The organism is Njordella calcicola, assembly GCF_056494125.1.
In genome coordinates, this window is record NZ_CM151396.1 from 97371 (window position 1) to 118683 (window position 21313).

The 21313-nt window shown below is 52.4% G+C and carries 13 protein-coding genes; 4 read left to right on the top strand and 9 right to left on the bottom strand.

Annotation, left to right across the window (positions count from 1 at the left end; all coding sequences use genetic code 11):
* Window positions 1-2997, bottom strand: coding sequence for an FAD-binding and (Fe-S)-binding domain-containing protein (locus tag SH302x_RS00355; protein ID WP_479366512.1), 2997 nt, complete (start codon window positions 2995-2997; stop codon window positions 1-3).
* A gap of 148 nt (window positions 2998-3145) precedes the next feature.
* Here SH302x_RS00355 and SH302x_RS00360 point away from each other — a divergent pair, with 148 nt between their 5' ends.
* A complete protein-coding gene (locus SH302x_RS00360; protein ID WP_479366513.1) occupies window positions 3146-4129 on the top strand; it encodes an FAD:protein FMN transferase in 984 nt (327 codons plus the stop codon).
* Between the two features lie 9 nt (window positions 4130-4138).
* Here SH302x_RS00360 and SH302x_RS00365 read toward each other — a convergent pair whose 3' ends face one another.
* Together SH302x_RS00365 and SH302x_RS00370 are read right to left on the bottom strand one after the other, a co-directional pair.
* Window positions 4139-4963, bottom strand: coding sequence for a class I SAM-dependent methyltransferase (locus SH302x_RS00365; protein ID WP_479366515.1), 825 nt, complete (start codon window positions 4961-4963; stop codon window positions 4139-4141).
* Complete coding sequence (locus SH302x_RS00370; RefSeq protein WP_479366516.1) at window positions 4950-6818, bottom strand: sigma 54-interacting transcriptional regulator; 1869 nt, start codon at window positions 6816-6818, stop codon at window positions 4950-4952. Before SH302x_RS00370 ends, SH302x_RS00365 begins: the two co-directional genes overlap by 14 nt.
* A 405-nt stretch (window positions 6819-7223) precedes the next feature.
* Here SH302x_RS00370 and SH302x_RS00375 point away from each other — a divergent pair, with 405 nt between their 5' ends.
* The gene (locus tag SH302x_RS00375; protein WP_479366517.1) at window positions 7224-7448 is read left to right on the top strand and encodes a hypothetical protein; all 225 of its coding nucleotides are present in this window, start codon (window positions 7224-7226) and stop codon (window positions 7446-7448) included.
* A gap of 91 nt (window positions 7449-7539) precedes the next feature.
* Here SH302x_RS00375 and SH302x_RS00380 read toward each other — a convergent pair whose 3' ends face one another.
* From SH302x_RS00380 to SH302x_RS00405, 6 genes are all read right to left on the bottom strand, one after another.
* A complete protein-coding gene (locus tag SH302x_RS00380; protein WP_479366519.1) occupies window positions 7540-9426 on the bottom strand; it encodes an NADH-quinone oxidoreductase subunit E in 1887 nt (628 codons plus the stop codon).
* Entirely contained in the window at window positions 9423-11213 is a 1791-nt protein-coding gene (locus tag SH302x_RS00385) for an ABC transporter permease (protein WP_479366521.1), read from the bottom strand. The genes SH302x_RS00380 and SH302x_RS00385 overlap by 4 nt, the downstream gene beginning before the upstream one ends.
* A 61-nt stretch (window positions 11214-11274) precedes the next feature.
* Window positions 11275-12222, bottom strand: a complete 948-nt coding sequence (locus tag SH302x_RS00390; RefSeq protein ID WP_479366522.1) for an ABC transporter ATP-binding protein — start codon at window positions 12220-12222, stop codon at window positions 11275-11277.
* Between the two features lie 358 nt (window positions 12223-12580).
* Window positions 12581-14344, bottom strand: coding sequence for a tetratricopeptide repeat protein (locus SH302x_RS00395; protein WP_479366524.1), 1764 nt, complete (start codon window positions 14342-14344; stop codon window positions 12581-12583).
* A 159-nt stretch (window positions 14345-14503) separates the two neighbouring features.
* Complete coding sequence (locus SH302x_RS00400; protein ID WP_479366525.1) at window positions 14504-17209, bottom strand: YbcC family protein; 2706 nt, start codon at window positions 17207-17209, stop codon at window positions 14504-14506.
* Between the two features lie 138 nt (window positions 17210-17347).
* A complete protein-coding gene (locus SH302x_RS00405; protein ID WP_479366527.1) occupies window positions 17348-18910 on the bottom strand; it encodes a proton-conducting transporter transmembrane domain-containing protein in 1563 nt (520 codons plus the stop codon).
* Between the two features lie 326 nt (window positions 18911-19236).
* Between SH302x_RS00405 and SH302x_RS00410 the strand changes: the two genes are divergently transcribed.
* The gene (locus tag SH302x_RS00410) at window positions 19237-19665 is read left to right on the top strand and encodes a helix-turn-helix transcriptional regulator (RefSeq protein WP_479366528.1); all 429 of its coding nucleotides are present in this window, start codon (window positions 19237-19239) and stop codon (window positions 19663-19665) included.
* A 187-nt stretch (window positions 19666-19852) separates the two neighbouring features.
* Window positions 19853-21226: a Gfo/Idh/MocA family protein gene (locus SH302x_RS00415; RefSeq protein WP_479366530.1), complete on the top strand. Its 1374-nt coding sequence runs from the start codon at window positions 19853-19855 to the stop codon at window positions 21224-21226.
* Window positions 21227-21313 lie beyond the last annotated feature (87 nt).

Sequence of the window (21313 nt, forward strand, 5' to 3'; positions counted from 1 at the left end):
TTAGTGAGTAGAAGCGTTTGTGGCGGTTACGGTTTCGACCCAATGTTTCGCTTCGATATCGCACAAGTCCTTCAATTGATGTCGGCAAGATATTCCACAGGCCACGATCGTCTTACCGGACTGCTGAGCGGTTCGGGCGGCCGGAAACAAACGCTGCTCACCGATCTTCTTCGACAAATCATAATGCTCGTATCCAAACGAGCCCGCCATGCCACAGCATCCTGAATCGACTTCCGTGCAACGGGTGTCTGTGCTTGCCTGATACAACTGGTGAATCGCTTTGGTGCCAAACATCGCCTTTTGGTGGCAATGGCCATGCAGCAAAATATCCTTGAACTTACTCTCCAGCGCAACGCCTTGTTCTGCCAAGAACACGTCAATCATGCGTACACACTTCGAAACGCGACCTGCCATAGCGGTATCGTCGATCAAATCGGCAACATCATCTACCAAAGCCGACGCGCATGATGGTTCGAGGCACAAGATGGGGATGTTCTGGGCCGCGAATTGATCCAGCTTGCGAAAGGTTTCTGCCCCATACAGTTTCGCTTCACGGACCAAGCCTTTGGACAGCCGAGTTCGCTGGCAGCAGCCCGCTTTGGCCAGAATCACTGTAAAGCCCGCGTCTTCCAGCAACTGGATCGCGGCATATCCTATGTGAGGCTCGAAATAGTTCGCATAGGTATCGTCGAATAGCACGACTTGTCCTCGGTCCCGTCGGCCAGCAGCGATAGGATTGTCCTTTAACGTTTGCTCCAAAGTTGTCGCTGCGAATGGTGGCAACGGCCGACGACGATCGATGCCCGTAAGCTTCTCCAGCACCCGTCGTCCTCCGGGGATGATCGACGCGAAATTCACCATCTTGGCCGCTCGACCCGCTAATCGTTTCGCCGCGTCCGGCATTCGGCCGATAATCTTTGCACCCAACGGCGTCCCTTTCTGGTCGTGTCGCAACTGCAAAACTTCGCTTTTTAGTTTGGCCATATCGACCGCGTTAGGGCATTCGGTCTTGCAGGCTTTACAGGCCAAACACAGCGACATGCAATCGTCAACTTCATCAGATGCTAACGCCTCGATGGGGTCTTTGCCAAGTTGCCCCGACATTGCCAATCGCAACGCATTGGCGCGGCCCCTCGTAGAGTGATGTTCGTCACGAGTCGCCATATAGGAAGGGCACATAGTCCCAGAGCCCAGTTTGCGGCAAGCGCCCACGCCATTGCACTGTTCGACGGCCAACTGCAATCCGCCTTGGTCTGCATAATGGAACAATGCTTTGGATTCCGCTTGGGCTGCATTGAGTTGATAATGAGGCGTTTGGTACCGCAAGTTCTCGGTCATACGTTGCGTGTTGACGATCTTGCGAGGGTTCATCAAACCAACTGGATCAAACAAGTGCTTGATGTCACAAAACGCTTGATACAAGGGTTGGCCGAACATGTCCGGCAGGAATTGTCCTCGCAATTGACCATCGCCGTGCTCTCCCGACCAAGAACCGCCGTACTCCATGGTCCATTGGAACGCTTGAGTTGCAACGCGTTCCATCTTTTGGATATCGCTGGGGTCATGCACGTTGATGGCCGGGACAACATGCACCACGCCGACCGACGCGTGCGCGTAGATACTGGTTCGTGTGATGCCTTCGCTTAGGCATAGCTGCTCGACCTTCTCGATGTATTCCGCCAAGTAAGGGATGGGGATGCAGGCGTCTTCGATAAAGTCGCGGCCTTTGGTTGGGCCTTTGACGTTGGAGATCAATCCCAAGCCCAGCTTACGAGTCTCCCACACATCGCGAATGTCTTTGGGGTCGGAGAATACTGGCCAAGCGATCCCGAGCCCTTCGTTCTGCATCGCAGCAGCAAATGCATCGGCTCGCTCGGTCGCTTCCGCTGGACTAGCACCCATAAATTCCACCACCTGTAACGCTTGAGGATCACCCAATATGAAATGCGACATCTCACGCGTGGCTGGATTGATACGGGCTTCATCCATAAACGTGATGTCCAGCAGTTCAACTGTAGAAGGATCTGCTTCCAAGATTCGGGCCACAGCGCGCAGGGCACCAAGCAAGCTATCGAAATGGACCACACATAGCGCCGTCGATTGAGGGTTGGGTGTCAATCGAATCTTCGCATCCAACAAGATGCCAAGCGTACCTTCAGAACCAACAATAAGATTAGAGAGATTCCAAACGCGGTGACCTTGATTGTGCTCGCGACGCGGACCGATCGACCCTGTATAACCTGCACCGTCTACAAATTCGTCCAAATTGTATCCGGAGACACGGCGAAGCACTTTCGGATAACGTCGCAAAATTTCGTCGTGATTCGCTTGGATGATGGGTTCAAGCTGGCGGAGCAGTTCCGCTTCACGTTGCAAGCCAGCTTCTTGATGGGACTGTGCTTGCCAGAAGTCTGCCTGGCGAGGTTGGAAATTGCAGATTGTTCCATCGCTCAGCAGAACGCGACACTCCAGCACATGATCGATCGATTTTCCATAGACAATACTGCGAGTGCCACACGTGTTGTTGCCAACCATGCCGCCAATCGTTGCTCGAGAACCCGTCGCCGGATCCGGCGCAAAATGCAACTTATGCTTGGCAAGTTGTTGGTTCAGCACATCACGGACAGCCCCCGATTGAACGCGAGCCCATTTTTGGTCGACATTCAGTTCAAGGATTTGGTTATGGTACTTGGAGACATCGATGATCATTCCCGAACCATATGTTTGGCCCGACAGTGAAGTTCCACCCCCGCGCGCAGTTACAGGCAGTCGGTATTCTCGGGCAATTGCAACGGCCGCGACGATGTCAGCTTCATCACGCGGAACGATGACGCAGCGAGGCATGACTTGATACAACGAAGCATCGGTGGCATAAACTCCGCGTTTCACTGCATCAAAGAAGACATCTCCGCGAATGCTTTGGCGGCAGCGGCGCTCGAGGGCGTCGTTGGCGGAGGTCGAATTGAAGGTATGGGTGGGAAATGTAGGCGAGTTCACAACAGATTTCGAGTTAATGAATGGCATTTCTTTCAGTATGCTAGAAATTGTAACCTAGACAACGACATTTGGGATGTTGCAATGTCGCAGGCCGTTTGCCACACCTAACGAAAGCCTCCCCCAGATTCCTACTAACGAAGCTAGCTTTATGGCCAAGCAAATTGCTTATACGCATCAACTTGAATTTGGTCGCTGGTTAATGGCGTGTCAATTTGACGTGTTGTTGAATGCGGGCCTGCCAGACCATGGACCAGAAGCGGCCTTGCACGCCCTGGATATCGCAGAGCATCTCGAGGGCCTTTTGAGCGTATATAAGCCCGAAAGCGAATTCAGCCGCATTAATCGTTCCCCCGTTGCAACTCCCGTTCCAGTATCCGCCGCAACGGCTGAACTGATCGCGATCGGCGAGGAACTGCGGTTGCAAACCGACGGGGCTTTTAATCTAGCGGCCGCTTCATTGAGCGAACTATGGGGGTTCTCGCGCAGGCAAGGTCAAATGCCAGAACCGCATTTGGTCCAAGCTGCCGTCGAGGCACTTAAGAAGCAAGCGTTCCAACTCAGTGAAGCTCCAGTCACGGTCGTTCGGCAACGTGAGGATGTGCGGATCAATAGCGGTGGGATTGGCAAAGGATATGCGCTAGATCAAATGGCTGCGGTCTTGAAAAGTCGCGATGTGCATGACTTCTTGGTGCATGGGGGACACAGCAGTATTTTGGTATCTGGCAACCGCTTAGACATCGACTCGCAGGAAGGCTGGCGCATCGCCGTGCGTCACCCGGATCATCAACAATGCATTCTTGGCGAACTGCGATTACGCAACACAGGCTTAGGTACCAGCGGGCCAGCGAACCAGTTCTTTTACTTCAACGGTGTCCGCTATGGGCATATCATTGATCCACGTACCGGTTGGCCGGTATCAGGGATGCTTTCTATCACGGTCTTGCATCCCAGCGCAGCCAGAGCCGACGCGCTAGCCACCGCGCTGTTTGTCATGGGAGTGGAAAAAGCACGGAAGTACTGCGAACAGTTCAGCGATACGGGTTTCTTGGCGATCTTGCCAACCGCTAAGCAAGGTCAAGTTGAAATCGTTACTTGCAACATTCCAGCTAGCGTTTGGCTTCCACATAACTAGCTTGCCCAGTCATTCGAAAATGATGCGACCGGCTGCCGGTTTTGTGCTTGCCGCTGTCCCATGTGCTGTTGGGCAACGACGAGCTTTCACGGCGATGTAGGGGGGAATGAACGCGCAGCGATGGCCGAAACTGCCTGGCGATTGATGGATATCGGCATATTGTGGTTCGATGATGTCTTCAATGACAAACCCAGATCGACAGATGCCTCCTAGCAAGACTTGCAAGCTATGTGCATGCTCGATCGTACCTGCTTCACGAAAGCGAGTTTGCAAGTCGATCGGATTCTGGATCGAACTGCTAGTCGGTCGCTGGATGACGTAGCCTTGCGAATCAGGTTGCAACGAAGCCTGCAAGTTCGTCGGCTGTTTGTGAAAAGAGATATAAGTTCCATCAGGTTTGAGCACTCGAGCCGCTTCGGCAAAAGCGAATCGCGGTTCGCTCAAATAGGTTGTGCTGACAGGTTGCATAATCAAGTCAAACTCGGCGTCGGCCAGCATCGACATATTGCACATATCGCATTGGATGATACGAATAGAAAATCCATGCTGGTCCGCAAGTTGTCGGTCGTGCTTTAACATCGCTGGGCTTAGATCCACGACGGTCACGTTAGCGCCTAAGGCTGCGAATAAAGCGGAAAAGCGGCCTCCTCCGGCTGCTAAACACAAGACGTGTTGGTTTTTTGGATCACCCAGCCAGCCCACGGGATCGAGAATCTTGCGTGCATTGGCAAGTTCGTCGGCTGTAACAGGTTTGGTCAGAACATGAGCCACTGCAACCAGCCGATCCCACCCCTGGCGATTGTGCGTGGCAACTTTGTCGCTACTGGTGGTCATACTCTTCCGAAATGCGCTCGCCTTCTTTATTCAAGCCATACGTTTCCAGCTTGCGGTACAGTGTCGCTCGCGAGATGCCCAGCAGATCCGCAGCATCAGGAATCTTGCCATCGGCTCGCTTGAGGGCTTCAGGGATAAGCCGTCGTTCCCAATCTTCGATTCGCAGCGTGTCGAGCTGATCGGCCAGCGGTTCATGCAGGGCAAGATCATTCGTTCCAATCTCATCCCCCACAGCCAGAACGACTGCGGAATCCATCACGTTTCTCAACTGGCGAACGTTCCCCGGCCATCGATACTGCAGCAATTTTCTGCGAGCTGAATCTGACAGCCGAAGGGTAGGGCGGCCATGCTCATTGCGGAAGTGCTCAAAGAAGTATTCGATCAATTGCTCTATGTCGCTACCACGTTCACGCAGTGGGGGGATGTTCAATTCGAAGGTGCTCAGTCGATAGTAGAGGTCTTCGCGGAATCGCTTGTCACGCACAAAATCTCGTAGATCGCGATTGGTCGCAACCAACACGCGGACATTGGTGCGGACTTCTTTGACGCCCCCGACCGGCAAGAACGGGTGGCCTTCCAAAATGCGAAGCAGTTTTGCTTGACCACCTAAGTTTAATTCGCCGACTTCATCCAAGAACAAGGTTCCACCATCGGCTTGTTTAAAGAGGCCAGCGTGGTCCTTATCGGCACCGGTGAACGAGCCTCTTACGTGGCCAAACAGTTGGCTTTCCATTAACTCGGAAGGAATCGCCGCACAATTGACGCTGAGCATCGGAGCCGAAGCGCGGTTGCCAGCACGATGGACTGCACGAGCCACAAGCTCTTTACCAACACCGCTTTCACCGCGGATCAAAACGGTTCCGTTCGCTTTGGCAATGCGTAGGATACGTTCTTTTAAGCTCTTCATCGCGTTGCCATCGCCGATGAGTTCGTCGAAGTCCGCGTGCTTTTGCTTCAAGCGGTTGCTGGCGACATGCAGCGACTGCGTTCTGCGATTGCGCAAGATGGTTGCGCTGAGAATGTTGGCCGCTGAAATGGCAAAGTCAAAGTGGTGTGTTTGGAACTGCTCTGTTTCACGGTACAAGTGGATCGCGCCGTAGGGTTGCTTCTCTTCCAACATCGGAATACAGATCGCATCGGAAAACTTGCGCAAAGCGCCGTCATCGTTGCTTTTGCGCAACTCGTGCTTAGTCCAAATCGCAGTCGCTTGTTTCACAACTAAATCGGTCAGCCGCTGGCTCAATTTTAATCGTTGAGCACCATCGGCAGGATCAATGTAGAATGGCTTCAGATCGCCGACATCGTCGGTCGACAGGAAGCCAACGACGGTCGCTTTGGTAAAGCCACGCAGGATAGCCAAACCCTTGCCGATGGTGGCTTCCAGGTTGTCGGTCGACAAGCACATGTATGAGAGTTGATACAGTTCGTAAAGCTCTTCAAAGCGTTTGCGATCTTTCAAAGCGGCGAGTGCAGAACGCCCTGTTTTGACGCTCTCTTCTTGGTCGATCATCGAATGAGCGAGATTGATGGTCTCAATCGTCAGATCGTCGGCTTGCCGCGTTTCCTGTTGGTTGAATTGCATCTCCGTGTTGCCGATGCGAATCTTACAGCCGTCGTACAGGGTTGCGACATCGACTTTCGAACCGTTGACCAGTGTGCCGTTTCGAGAGCCAGCATCGGTTAAGATCCATTGGCCGTCTTGAAAAGCAATCGAGGCGTGAATCCGTGAGGACAAAGGGTCGCTAATGGCAACTTGGCAGCCTAACCCGCGACCAATCTTGATATCCGCAGCGGCATCAAGAACGTAGCGACGATCTAAATCAATTCCGTGGGTGACAATTAAGAAAGAGGGCATACGAGACTAACGGAGGTCAAAAGGCGTAACGAGAACACGCTCTAAGCTTAACTCATTTTGAGACAATCGCCCAGTTTAATGCCTGCGGTAATCCGTGTTTGCGGAAAGAAAAAAACGTCGCGAATTGGAGCTCGTTTGGGAAACTCCATCGCATTCGACTCATTAAGGCCTCCGGAATTCACCGCTCTGGGCGGAAGTTCACGGTGCAATTGCCGTCGCAAAATGACACGTTTGCACCAAGTCTCGCAATCGGCGATTGTTCCAGGCAAATCCGGTAGATGGTAAAACCGTTAGAAACTTCGACCAGATTTGGCTGATCCGAAACAGGCAACTTGAGTTTCCCATCGGTTCGAATTAGGTTTGTAGGGAAATCGTGTTTCAATACTGTTACAGGGACTTCGGCACATGGCGCTATTATGGGAAATCTTCTGGATCGCATTGATTGCGTTAAGCATCATCGCCACTCTAGTCATTGCGGTGCTTGAGAATTCGCGTAGAAAGTCCGCGTACAACAGTCGCACGGCCGTCGCCCAACCGCCACAGGATGAAGCTGCGGTGGCTTCGATGGATAATCTAGATGATTTCGGCAGCATGCCAGCCGAACCGGACTTCGATTTCCCGAAGTCCTAAGCCCGCTCGCTCCAAGCTAGTTGAATTCAAAGTCGGTGAGCTTGGAAGCATCTAATGTCAAAACTCCGAAGGCAAGTCGGAGTGCTTGGTGCTACTGCGGCGGCGATAGTGCTGGAGGACGGTTGCTCTGAATGACCGATGGTTGGTCCGGCTCGGTTGCGATTGGTTCATCGCCAGTAGAACCACTAGGTGCTGAAGCAGAAGTTGGTTCTTGTACCGTAGGCGCTGGCCCAGTCGGCTCTTGAGTTGCCGATAATGGGTTTGCTAGAGTCGTGGTCTTGGGGATTACAGGATTAGCGGGAGCGATGGGCTGACCATCCTTCACACCAATCGGTAGCGGAACGTGATCGTTTTCCAGAAGCGCCGGTTGATCCATCGCGGATTCCCATCGCGGAGCGTCCAATAGTAGTTGTTGGAAATAATCATTGTTGCGAACATCAGCTCGATTCGCATCGCGCACGGCTCGGAATCGCATGAAATCGAACAAGACAAAATCCTCGTTCAGCTCCGAATCGGTGGCCGAAAGATAGCGATTAACGGCCTTGATCAGATCGTCGGCGATGTTCTCCAACATCATTTCTGGGTACCGATGGAATACCGCACGCCAATTCAACCAAGCCTTCTCATACAGGTCGGTGGCAGCGCGTAAGTCGGCGGTGGCGATGTACTGGTCCGCTTTATAGACTTGGCTGCGGGCTGCAAGTGTCACCGGCGATTGTTCTGCCTGCGAGCGAAGTTCCCAGTAACGGTAGTTGCACATATCGCGATAAGCTTCGGTGTGCTGGATGGATTCTTCGATCGCGCGAATCGATGATACAAGGCTGATCACATTGCTGCGTTCTGCTTCAGGAACAAACCTCGCGATGTCGAATCGATTCGAGAAGAAACGCCCGAGGGTATACTTTTTGAATTGAAGCTGCTCAAGGGTTAGTTGAGTTTCCGGTGTATCCAAAACAAATTTCTCGTCGTCGGTCATGGAATCGCGAAGACTTGTCAGCAAGTCTTGCTTGGCTGTTACCGTTTGCTCGTCAAATTTTTCCACTAAGGTTGCTAGGTTTTGGTTCAATCGATCCAAAGATCGAAGTTGAACGGAGTCGCCCCAACTGGTCAGGATATCGCGATTGCCGAATTCACGCCAAGCTTCATTGGCGCGACTCCAGGCGAATCGCGAGCGGTCATCAAGGATGCCTTCGTCCTGAATCGCTTCGCTGTAGTACATCTGCGACCAAGGTGCTTCGGCATAGAAATGTACTTCGTTCTTGTTGATGATCGCACCGGAAGCAACCAAATCGTACGCTTTCAAATACCACAGTCGACCGGTCAGCCAGTTGTCAGGCTTACGGTCTGCTCCTAGCGCTTCGCTGCGTAGATTCGAGAGGCCTTCGGAGATCAACTGCTCGTGGAATTCGTTGTCTTCACGATAAAGTTGCCGGAACTGGGTCTTCTCGTCCGACCTTCCAAGCTTGTGGTTGGTGTACCAGCCCAGGTGCCACTGCAAGATGGGTTGGCGTTCGTTGTACTTGGTACCGCGGATCAAATAATCGATCCCTTTCTTTACCCAGGCGTATCGCTGTCGGTAGTCATCGAATTCATGCGAAACGTTGTAGGAGAGATTGTGCGCTTGGCTTTCCCAGACCTTAACAAAGTGAGGTTGTAACAAAGCGATCTGATTCAGCGTCGCAGAGAAGCGGTCGAAGTATTTCTCTTCTTTGTAATATTCTGCTTTTTGCCACAGCCAAGCCGAAGCGATACCTCGCATGCCTAATGTCGCCAATCGCATGCTCTCGCTGGCCGGATCAATTTGGCCAATGTCGGCTTGTCCGATGTCATAACGATGCCGCAGTTGGGCTAGTTCGCCGCCGCCTGTGATTTGCCCGTCTCGTTTCACCGAGGGCTGGCCGAGCAAATAAAGCGGAATCAGCAGGACCGCAATCGCGCCGATGTAAAACAGTTTACGTACAAATTGCTTATTGTTCATGCCGCAATCTCCCGTGTCTTCAGGAAGAAGTATCCGACAATGAATGCCGTAGTAAAATATCCAAACGCAATGACCAGGTGTCTGAGCAGCAAGCCGTCGAACAGGTCAATTCCGTACGCCACAAAGTCCGAAGTTCCAAGGTTGTTGAAATTGGGAACCGCTCCGGTCAACAATCTCACACTGTTCATCATCCCTTGGTCGATCCGCTGGATGGCCACTTCCAATGCAGAGTTACCTAAGTCCAAATCGTGCATACTGCCCTTCTGGGTAACCATACGTATGGCGGCCTCGATGGGTCCACCTCCGCTGTACTCTGGTTTTTCAAAATACAACTCGATAGCGCCACCGAAGAAACCTAGCATCAATGCAGCCATCGTAGCCACAATCGCCACGGGACCAGACAGGAATGTGCTGAACATGACGCCGAAGCTGACGATGATCATCATTTGTAACCAGATGCTTACATAGCCTTTCGCGAAATTGTAGGCGAAAGAGCGGTCACCAGCCCGCAGCAGCATGTCCGCCTGGGCCATGCCAAGGTACTGGCCGGTGTCTTCGCAGCGGATGATGACTTCCAAACGGCCGTCTTTGGCCAAATCATCGTACAGGTCGATCTCTTGTGCGACGCCATTTACATAGCCATTCATCTTGCGAGGTATTTCGTACTCATCGACTTCGAACTCTTTGACTTCGAAGGGTTGCCGTTCGCTTTCCACCGTTGCATTTTCATCTGCGCTGCGAAAGATCATGGTGCCTTTCACCGGAGTGACAATATCGCCTTTGACTGTTCGAAAGGCAGATAACGTCATTTCCAGTCGCAGCGAATCGCCAAAGCGTGATTCGGTCACGTTTTCAAAAGTCCAAATCGCACTCATCAGCGTCGCGCCAGCAATGTACTTTTGGTATTCCGAAATGTAGCCGACGTTCAAGCCCACGTCTTTCAGTCCGCGTTGGCCGTCTCTGTCGGTGAAGTTCAGCGAACCGTAGACGGGGACTTTCGCAGGCCAACGAGGTGCTCCAATTTCGTACTTCACTTCACCATTTTCATCCACCGCCGTGATCTCGTGATAATGGCCTTTGACTTCAAACGTGCGGCTAGCTCCGGCCTGTATACCGTGGCTATGGCTTAGATCCGCCGTCGTTTCTCCATCGACCGTGGCCGTTGCGACGCGTTCTACTTCATGCGTATGACGCAAACCTCTCCAGACGAAGACGTAGCTCAAGAGTCCCAAGACCAGCAGGATGACGGTTCCGATCATGCCGAAACCTAGTATTCGACCGAGCACGATTTCCGTGGCTCGCACCGGTTTGGTAGTGATCGTGTAAATCGTTTTGTTCTTGATATCGGTGGGCAAACTGAACGTGCTTAGATACAGCCCTAGCAGCAAAACCAAGTAATTGGTGGCTGTCAGAACGAATGAAATATACAGACGCACGGGCACATCGCTGGAAGGGTCCAAATACCAGCCAGCGAACATCAGGCCAACAATGAAAATGGCAACCACCGCTAGAACTTTTCGTCGAATAGCTTCTTTAAAAGCTAGTTTTCCGATGGCAAAAGTTCGCCGCCACGTCGTGTTCGGCAAATCATGCCAAACCAAGTCGCGGATATTCTTGGCAATTACGTAAAAGCCTTCACCGGGGCCATAGCGTACCATCGCGACCAAATAGCTGATCACAAACCCCAAAACGATCATTACTAACGCCAACAAAAAGCCATCTAGCAGCCCGTTGTTGGTGAAAAACCATTCCGTGAAACTCCAAAACTGTTCCGGTTCAAGTCGCATAGCTTAGTCGATCGATATTTACAAACACATTGCGTGGTGAGAGGGCGAAAGGGGCATTACGTCACGATGGCTTAACTGGTGGAGCATTCTTCGCGTCGCTTTCGCGAACAATGTCCAAGAATAATTCTTCCATCGTCGTGGTCGGGTTGCCCATCGACATCATTTCGCCATTATCGCGAGCGATGATGTTGGCGATTTCTTGTTTCGCCTGCTCCGAAAGCCCACGAGCTTGGATTTCTGTAACATCTTGGACTTTGAGCAAACTATCGACTCGCCCCAACTCCTTGAGGTCGCCTTGATGCAAAATCGCGATTCGGTCGCAAACGTCCTGCACGTCCGCCAGTTGGTGGGAACACATTAAGATGGTCTTACCTGCATCCCGCAGTTTCAAAATCAAGTCCTTCATTTCGCGGCTACCGATCGGATCCAATCCAGTGGTCGGTTCGTCCAAGACCAGCAAATCAGGCTCGTTAATCAGCGACTGAGCCAACCCGATTCGACGCGTCATCCCTTTGGAGTATTCGCGAAGCTGGCGACGGCGAGCTCGTTGCAAACCAACCAACTTGATCAATTTTTCTGTTCGTTCGCGTCGAACTTCCGGTGGCATGTCAAACAAACGTCCGTAGAAGTCAAGCGTTTCCTCGGCGTTCAGGAACTTGTAAAGATACGACTCTTCTGGGAGATACCCGATTCGCTCGTTTTTTGAAACGTCGGTTGCTTCCTTGCCAAACACAAAAGCTCGCCCGGCTGTCGGAAATAGTAGCCCAAGTACCAATTTGATCGTGGTCGATTTTCCGGAACCATTGGGGCCCAGCAGCCCAAAGATCTCGCCCTTACGGACTTCAATATCCAGATTCTTGAGCGCGTGGACCTTCTTGCGACCCCAGAAGTCACGATAAATCTTGCTCAAGCCACGAGTTTCAATAACGATGTCAGATTCCGCTTCGCTGGCTGCCCTGGCGATAGCGGACTTCTGTTGGTTTGGTTCTACAGCGGAATCAACCGACATTCGAACAGCTCCTGAAAACGATCTGAAAGTGATACGGCACTAGGAAACTTGCACGCCTTGTTCCCCAAAAACCCCTGGATGCAATCTAACCCGTCGGAGCGTTACGACGTCCTGAAGTGACTGGTTCAGCGGCTCAAATTGAGAAAAAGTAGGTCAAACCGTAGCGCCTAAACTTTTCTCAATCAAAGACAGCTTATTCGAAGCCCCTGCGATCTGCCAGTCCATGGTGGATGGCAGGACCACAAAATTCACAGAAGATGGGAGGCCTTTAAGGGCGCAGCTTTTGCAAAGGACGCAGCTCTTACGACGCCTAGTACGATCAGAGATGACGTTGATGCTTATGTTGAGCCACACAACTTTAAGCGTCGATGCCCGCTTCAATCTGAACGTTGGGTTTCTCGGCTTCTTGCGTCTCTTGCAGTTCCCGCCAAGGCTTGTTTTCCTGGTAGCTCTTGAGTTCTTCTTCCAACTGATCAACCTGGTCGCTTTCGCTGCTCTTGCCTGCTTCGACCGCTTTGCTGGACCACTCGCGAGCCTTCTCAAAATCGCCTTTTTCAGCATAGGCAGCCGCCAACGTACTCAAAATATGCGGCTGCTTGTATTCGGTGAGTTCGCATGCTTCCAAAGCCAACTCCAAAGACCGGTCCGCATTTCGAATTTCGTCTTTAGGGCTGGTGGACAGCACCCAAGATAAATTGTTCAGCAACCCTGAACGCGAATCTTTTTCCGTGTCGGGGATGCTCGCGAGCGAAGCTTCATAGTCCTCAATGGCTTTGCGCTGCTCACCCAAGCTTAGATACGCGTCTCCGCGAATCCGAAGCGCTCGCCAGTCAGTCGGATTGCTTTTCAAGATCTGATCGCAACTCTTGATCGCCAAACTCGGCCGATCATCGGCTTGATAGAGCTGAGCTAGTTGACGCAAAAATTCGGGGTTGTCAGGAGCTTTACGAACCAACAACTGGATATCGGCAATCGCTTCGTCATAGCGTTCCTGCGAAGAAGCAATGGTTGCCCGCAGTTGCAGGCCGAAAATATTGCCCGGTTGCAAGGTCAAGGCTTCTTCGACGTCGGCATAAGCTTCATCTAGATTGGGGTCCTTGGCCAAAAGCCGGGATTGAGCTCGCAATAGATAGCTTGCAACATCTTGAGGAGACAGCTCAATGGCCGCTGAAAGGTCCGCGATCGCGCCTTCAATGTCGTCCTTAATCATCTTGGCTCGGCCGCGTAAGCGAAGCAGGGCGACGGAGTCCGAGAGTTTGGCAATCTTCTGATCCAAAATTGCCAAAGCTTCGTCTGGCTGACCGATCTGCAACAGCAGGTCGATCGCCGCTTCAATCGCGACTTCGTTATCGGTGTCGGTGGCCAAGAAACCTTTGATGGTCTCCAAGGCACCTTCCTTGTCTTCTTTTGCTAATTGCAGTTCGACGCGAGCTTGCCAAGCGTTGCTATTGGAGGGATCGATCTCCGCCGCCTTGGTAACATCCTTCAACTGAGCTTCTGGATCGGTCTGCATCACCGCTCGATTCAAATACAACTCCGACTGCTTCATCGGATCATCGGCGGTCAGCTCAATGGCTTTCGTGATCGATTCCACAGCTTGATCACGGCGATTGTTGATAAAGTGCAGCGTGGCCATCAGTTCATGCGCACTGGCAATCGTGGGGTCGTATTCTAAAGCGACCTTCAAATTGGTTTCAATCTCCGACTGAACACGCTGCATCGCGCGAGGACCAAGCCGCGATTGCGCCGCCTGCTTTTTAATGACTTCGGCTTTTTGATAGGCTGTAGCACCAATCAGTTGCTTGGCAAAGGACTGATTGCCTTCGTCCAGTCCCTTTTCAATCGCCGATTTGGCTAAATCGATTACCTTTTGCAACGAGTCCAAATCGTTGGCGTCCAGTTTAGCTTCGATAGCTTTATCAAGATCTTCTTGTCCGGCGACGCCCGCGGAGGACTGCGAGTCTGCCGTATCGGTCGCTGGCGGAGCGGAACTCTCTTGGGCAAGGGCAGGGGGCAACAAGCTCACGGCAGATCCCAGAAATGCAGATACAGCCGCAGTTCGTAGTGCTCTTGCCAGGGCCGCTTGGGCGGTGCAGCGGGCGGATTGGTCGATTTTCATCATGGCGGGTCAACTGTGCTTTGGAAGTGCATGAATCGCGTATCAACTCTATAGTATCGATTTGCACGCCCCGCGACCACGCCCAAAGAGACCAATTTTTAGCCTGTGCAACTCCCGTTCGCACTAGTTTTGCCCCCTATGGGATGAAAACACTAGATCTAATCATGTGGGGATCTGCTCCCAAGCGTCCTGTCCAAAAGCTAACTGCACCCAAGATCCTTCGGACGTCATGCGGTAGAAGCCGCCTTCATCCAGTGCAACCAAGTGTAGCCAGCCATTACAGACGAGGTTCTCGACATGAGCATGCTCCTGGATGATTCCGCTGATGGCCGACCGAGGCGCTGCAATCACGACTTGCAATCGCAGCGGTTCGTGTTGATACGACTTTCCATCATGCAAGGATTGCCATGGTAGACCGGTCATCAGATCGCCCCCGTTGCCGGACAAAACTCCGAACTTACCGACAACATTGTGAACTGTCTTGGTCCCACTTCCAAAATGTGGATGGTCTACTGTTGAAGCGTAATACTGCAAGTTAATCCAATTGGTGACAACCATCGGCGCGGTCATGATTAACTCCAGCGTCTTGAAGCCTTCGTCGCGTTGCCAATCGTAACTGTGCATGAACGAACGCCCCTCAAGATTCAGTGATTTGGTCAGCTCGCGTGGCGCCACGATAAAAGCCGCATTGCCTGCCAGTCCCCATTCGGGCCGAACTTCGGACCAATCCAAGCTTCGGCGATGCGGATCGTCTTCATCTGTTGTCGCCAGCGTCGGCAGTCGTTCCATTCTGTTTTGAACGGTTGCCAACTTGGTGGTCTTGCTTAGCTCAGCGAAACTCCCAAGTAACGCGACAGGCAGACTTGCGATGTCAAAATACTGAATTTCATCGGTGGTCGTATTGTGAAGCGCGCCCAGGAACCACGTGTCGGCAGGGATGACTATGCCTTGATCTGAAAGTCCGCAGCGCACCGCTGGCAAATTCAACAGCTTGGCCGCAAACCTAGCGTTGGATTCACCGGTATGCCCTCCGCATGCACCACAATCCAGCCCGGCTTGTAAAGGATTGTTCTCGGTTTCACTGCCATGACCACATAAGACCACGATCTGCGCAAACTTATCCGTTAAGCCTAAGTTGCGCAGGATCGACGCCGCCAGTTCCACTTTGCGTTTCTCGTCTATTCCTTGTTCTAACAGCCCATCAAACGTTGGGCCTAGCAGGGAGGCCAAGTCACCACCAATTCCATCAAACCGACTTGCCTGATACGAATTTGGCAACAAGCCTAAATTACGTTGCAGGAGTTTCGCAGCGTAGATCAGACCGCTGGTCTCCACGAACGAGAAACAGGTGCTTGCCGAGGCTTGCAGTGATTTCCAAAGTGAACGGATTGTTCGAATCTTGGTGCGCTGCTCAGTGGCTTGCTGGACTGATTGAGTCGTCGCGTCGGGCGATTGCAGGTGGCAACAGAACCCTTCCTGGACTTTGAACTGCGGTTGCAACAACACGGGCACTTGGCTGGTCCCTTGCGTGTGCCCCAGCGGCAAGTACTCCATCGACAATCCGAAGAACCCTGCAAAGCCAAACGTCTCAACTTGCTCGTCCAGTTGTTCGATATTTCGGCGGATACGCTCCGAGCGAACATCGATGCAAAAAACCAACTGAGCTAGCTTGCGGCACTTTGGCGGCACCCCAGAACTCGACAACCTGTCTAGCGTTTGCCGCTTTTCGTCAATTGAGTACAACAACCGATCTCGGTAAGCGATCTCGCTGGCTCGCAACAGGATGTAACATAACGCCGCTTCTTGATCCGGCTTGGACACAATAGAGAAGCTTGCGCTGCGTGCGCTAAGCGCCACCATATAACTGCTCCACTCGATCGAGAAGTGATGCGCCTTGGCTAAGGCGACTTCATAAGCTAGTCGAATCGCCAGCAACCCTACGAAGTCATTCCGCGAGCGACTGCCACGCGCGGGTTGCTCCGTTTGATATCGCGTCCAGGCGAACCAACCAGGTAATGAGTATATGATTGAAAGTAGCAAGGGTTCACGCACGCCCATTGGAACGGACAATTGGTCCAGCAAATACGCAACTGCATGTTCTTCCGAATGTGGTAAATCTTTGATCAGCTTTCGCAATCCCTTAATTCCGACCCATTCCAATCGACGATCAAAGACTGCCGCAGATCGCCAAGCTTGATAAAGCGATTGATCTTTCCAAGGATTCTGCCAAATCGCTTGACCCTGGTCGTATTGCATCGCGCAATACTTGCCAACCTCATCTGCGATCAATGACGACCAATGAGTCTGACCGACCAAGTCCATCGATTCACTAATCGTATGGACGACTCGCTGTGAAGTTGGTTGAGCTGTGTCTCCATCTTCTGCTTTGGTGGTCTTCGTTTCCTGAAGCCGCTTAACAATCTCAGCGCTATCCCACATGGAGAACAAAGCCGACGAATTGCTTGCCGTCGCAACCTCTTGTCTCAATTCTTGGATTGCAGATTCAATGGCTTGCTGCGGCAGTAAGCCTTCTTCGAATTGCGATTGGTAATAGGAGAATGGCATAAGCAAGCTACAGTCGGAAACCGCCTGCAATAGCCGATGCGTGCTGGTAAACTTACGTCCGGCAAAGCCGAAGTATGGGTTTACCGCAACGTAGTCTTGCAGAGGCCAAACCGGCACTACAAGGTTCTGGATTCTCGCCAGCAGGTCACGCAATTCTTCATCTGCGTTATAGTGAAAGCTTTCCCTACGCGACGAGGCTCGCGGGCTCTCTTGCCCAAGCGAACTTGCGCAGGGTGGTTGGCTTGGATGCTCGGTGCCAAACGCGTTGCTGGTTTCGTGCGCAAACTCTTCGGCTGTCGACATAATAGTTGTTCCAGGAAAATGGTAAGGAAGTTATCTCTTGAGATTTGGACTGGTTGTTGATGATTGATGTATTGAAATAATCAAAATTGGACGTATCCCTTGGGGGCACTAGCAAGGGCGACCGGCGGCAGCCAAGCTCTACTGCGACATCGCACGGCCGATACGTCGCATCAACGCTTCGACATAAAAGCCATTGGCGACATGGATATACAAGGCCGCCTTCCACCGAGCGAACTTCCAAGCGGGGGCCCTGCGATCAATCACTAGCAGTAGTCCAAAGGTTGCCAGCACGATCGACGTTAACCATAAGCTTTGGCGATCGATCCGGACGCTGGGGAGACTGCTAGCGACCAATCGATCGACCGCAAAGAACAGCGTTAAATACAAACAACAAAGTCCCGCCGCCCAAAGGCTTCCCTGCACGGTGAATCGAAAGTCATTGGATTGGCTGAACCGCCAAATCCAGAGACTGAAAGCAGCTAATAAAATTGGAAGCAACACCAGGCCGCCAACTTCTTGCGACGGGCCAATCCCTAAGCTGTTGGCATACACCCACACAATCGCCAGCAGCGTCAAACAGCCCGCTGCAGGGGTAAGAAAGGCTCGCCACCCCAATATTGCTTTTGGACTGAGCAACCGCGTCGGCTGCCCAACGCTCTCAGCAATCACGTTGCCGCTGTTGAGAAACGCATGCGCCTTGTACAACGAATGAGCTAAGATATGCAGCATTGCGGCGGAGAAAGCTCCTAATCCACACTGCAACATCATGAAGCCCATTTGCGCAATGGTGGAGTACGCTAAAGATCGCTTCACACTAGTTGCCGTGAGCATAACGATAGCGCCACCACAAGCGGTGACCAATCCCACGATCGTGAGGAACTGCAAACTCTCTGGTACTAGTGTTAATAAGGGACTGACTCGAATCACCAGGTAGCCACCCGCATTGATAATCCCAGCATGCATCAAAGCAGATACAGGCGTGGGCGTCTCCATCGTTTCGGGCAGCCAAGCATGGAAAGGAAACTGAGCCGATTTCGTGATTGCACCAAGCACAAACATCCATGCGGATATCTGAAGGTTCATGGTTACCGCGTTAGGGTCATTTCCCAACTGCTGCAGCTTGGGCAATAGTTGAGCGAATTGAACGGTGCCCAGTTCACGATATAACAAAGCAACCGCGTAAATGAGAAACAGATCGCCCAAACGACTGATGGTGAATTTGCTCCAAGCAGCAAACCTCGCTGGTTCGCGCTCAGGGTACAGCAGCAAAAGTTTGTGAAGTGCGAGGCTGGTACCGACCCAAGCAAAAAAGAACAACAGCAAGTTGCCAGAGATTGCCATGATGGAGACCGACACCACCGCCAGAGCTGACCAGCGAAAGAAGCCGAGCTGTTGTGATTCTCCGTCCATGTATCGCAGGGCGAATCGACACACAATCCAGCCGACAAAGCTTACAAGCGTCAGCATCAAGACCGATAAGGTGTCGAAATAAAAAGTTAGAAGTGGCGGCCAGGAGGGGGAGCTCAGCAAAGTTTGGCTGACTACACTGCTGGCCAGCAAACCGCCGGAAATGAAGAAATGCACCGCCGTCATGGCGTTGAACCAACGGCAGGTCGCTTTGCTGTTGATGCCTGGAAACGCACTCCAGCACAATAAAAAGCCGAAACCGATAAAACTCAAAAAAATGACACTCGTAATCATGTAGTAACCTTGATATGGTACGAACTAGACTTCGCGGCATTTTATGCACGAATTGCAGTTCGTCAATTGCAGTTCGTTGAATGAGTCGGAGTTGCATTTTCCGTCTGTGGCGGCCAAGAATCAAAGGCTCTAGGGCCAAAAAGGGCGTCTAGCGGGAGGGGTGGTGGTTTTGCCATCTGTTTCGTGAATGCAAATTCGCTAAAATAGCTATGGCTTGGTGACGTTTTGTCGACGCCAGCCACACTAGAGACACGACTTGCTGACCCCCTAGGTCGTGCCTGGCTTTATTCCTTTTTCGTCATCGCCCATCCTCCAGGCAAATCGCATTGGCCAAGAAAACTGCACCTAAGTCCTACAAATCGAGCAGCGCGGGTGGTTCCGAATCGGCCGCAGAAAGCACCAACTCAAATGCTGCTTCTGCCGTTGCCATGGCGGCATCTGGTACGTCGAGCCGTTGGACTTTTCTAACCAATCATGCCCACGTGCTGATTCTGCTGCATGCCCACGGCGATTTAGTGCTGCGGGACGTGGCCAATCAAGTCGGCATTACCGAACGAGCTGTCCAAAAGATTATTCAGGATTTGGTGGAAGGTGGCTTCATCGAGATCCAACGCGTCGGGCGACGCAATCACTACGAAGTTTTCATCGACAAACCGTTGCGTCATCCCATCGAAGCCCACCGTCAGATCGGCGACCTGCTGAAGATGATCGCGCCAGGCAAGTCGTCCAATCTAAAGGACAGATCTGCCAAGTAGCCTGCGTTGCGGGGGCGTTTGTAGCAAACTTAGCAAACTCAGGCTCGCCACCCCGCTAGCCTGCGGACCTCCGCCGCCGGATCTTACTGCCCAGCAAGTACTTCTCAGCAGACGTCGCTCGATTCGACTATACTACCAGCTTAACCCACCTGACTGCTCTATAGATCCCTCCGCGAAAGGTCCGCTTGTGAACCCTCTAAGCTCACCCACTTCCACTCGTCGTCGTTTCATCGCTGGTACGACGACTTCCGCTGCAGGCTTGGCCCTTGCAGCCAAGCTCACGACGGTTGCAAAAGCAGCCGGGCCGCGCGCTCAAGGTAAGCTGCGTTTGGCAAGCGTGGGGGTCGGAGGGATGGGCGCATCTGACTTGAGCAGCTTGAGCTCGCATCCGTCAGTCGAAGTGGTTGCGCTGTGTGATGTCGATCAATCGCGGCTAGATGTTGCGGCGAAACTTCATCCAAACGCAAAGCTGTTTCGTGATTATCGCGTCATGCTGCGCGACATGGATGCCGAGATCGATGCGGTCAACGTCGCCACGCCAGATCATACGCATGCGGCGGCGACTATGTCGGCCATGTTGCAGAACAAACATGTATATTGCCAGAAGCCTTTGACGCATGACGTCTATGAAGCGAGGCAGTTAGCCATTGTCGCCGCTCAGCGTGACTTGGTTACTCAGATGGGAACACAAGTGCATTCGGCTCGTGAATATCGTTCGGCCGTCAAGCTGGTGCAGTCCGGAGCGATTGGTAGGGTTCGTGAAGTGCATTCATGGAGCAGCAAGACTTGGGGCTATGAAGGGCCGGTCCCTAAGCCCAGCGACGTTCCGCCAACGCTGGATTGGGAGCTATGGTTAGGCACGGCTCCTTTCCGTCCATACAGCGCGGGGCACTATCATCCTGCCGATTGGCGTCGTTGGTGTGACTTTGGTTGTGGCACGATGGGTGACATGTCAATTCACATCTTGGATCCGGTATTCACGGCTTTACGACTGGGTGCGCCCAAAACCATTGTCAGTCACAGCGACACGCCGGCTACGGAATCCTTTGGGCTGCAGAATGCGGTTGAGTATCGTTTCCCTGGAACCGATTTTACAAGCGACGAGCTCAAATTGACTTGGCATGATGGCGGAGCGATGCCCGATCTTTCTGCGTTACCGATGCCGACCATTAAAAAGGAGGACGGATCAGAACAAACCGATGTACCGGACCAAGGTTCCGTCTTTGTGGGCGAGAAGGGTTGTGTATTATTGCCTCACGTGGCGATGCCGCAATTGATACCTATGTCTAGTTTTCCAGCAAGTCCGATCGAGGCTGTTGCGGGCGGCAATCATTATCACTTGTGGGTCGATGCTTGTATGGGTGGTGAGCCCACCACGGCTGGCTTCAATTATGCGGGCCCCTTAACCGAAGCAGTCCTGTTAGGCGTTTTGGCGAATCGTTATCCGCACCAGCTTCTCACTTGGGATGCCAAATCCATGACCATCTCAGGCGTCGAAGGAGCGAATGCTCGCTTGCGGCGAAATTATCGCGAAGGCTTTGAGGTAGAAGGCTTGATGTGATCGAGGTTTTGGGGGCTTCCTTCGCCAGATTTCGGTTTAGCGAAAAATTCTTGACCACTGGTAGATTTCTGGCACCGAAACGAGTAT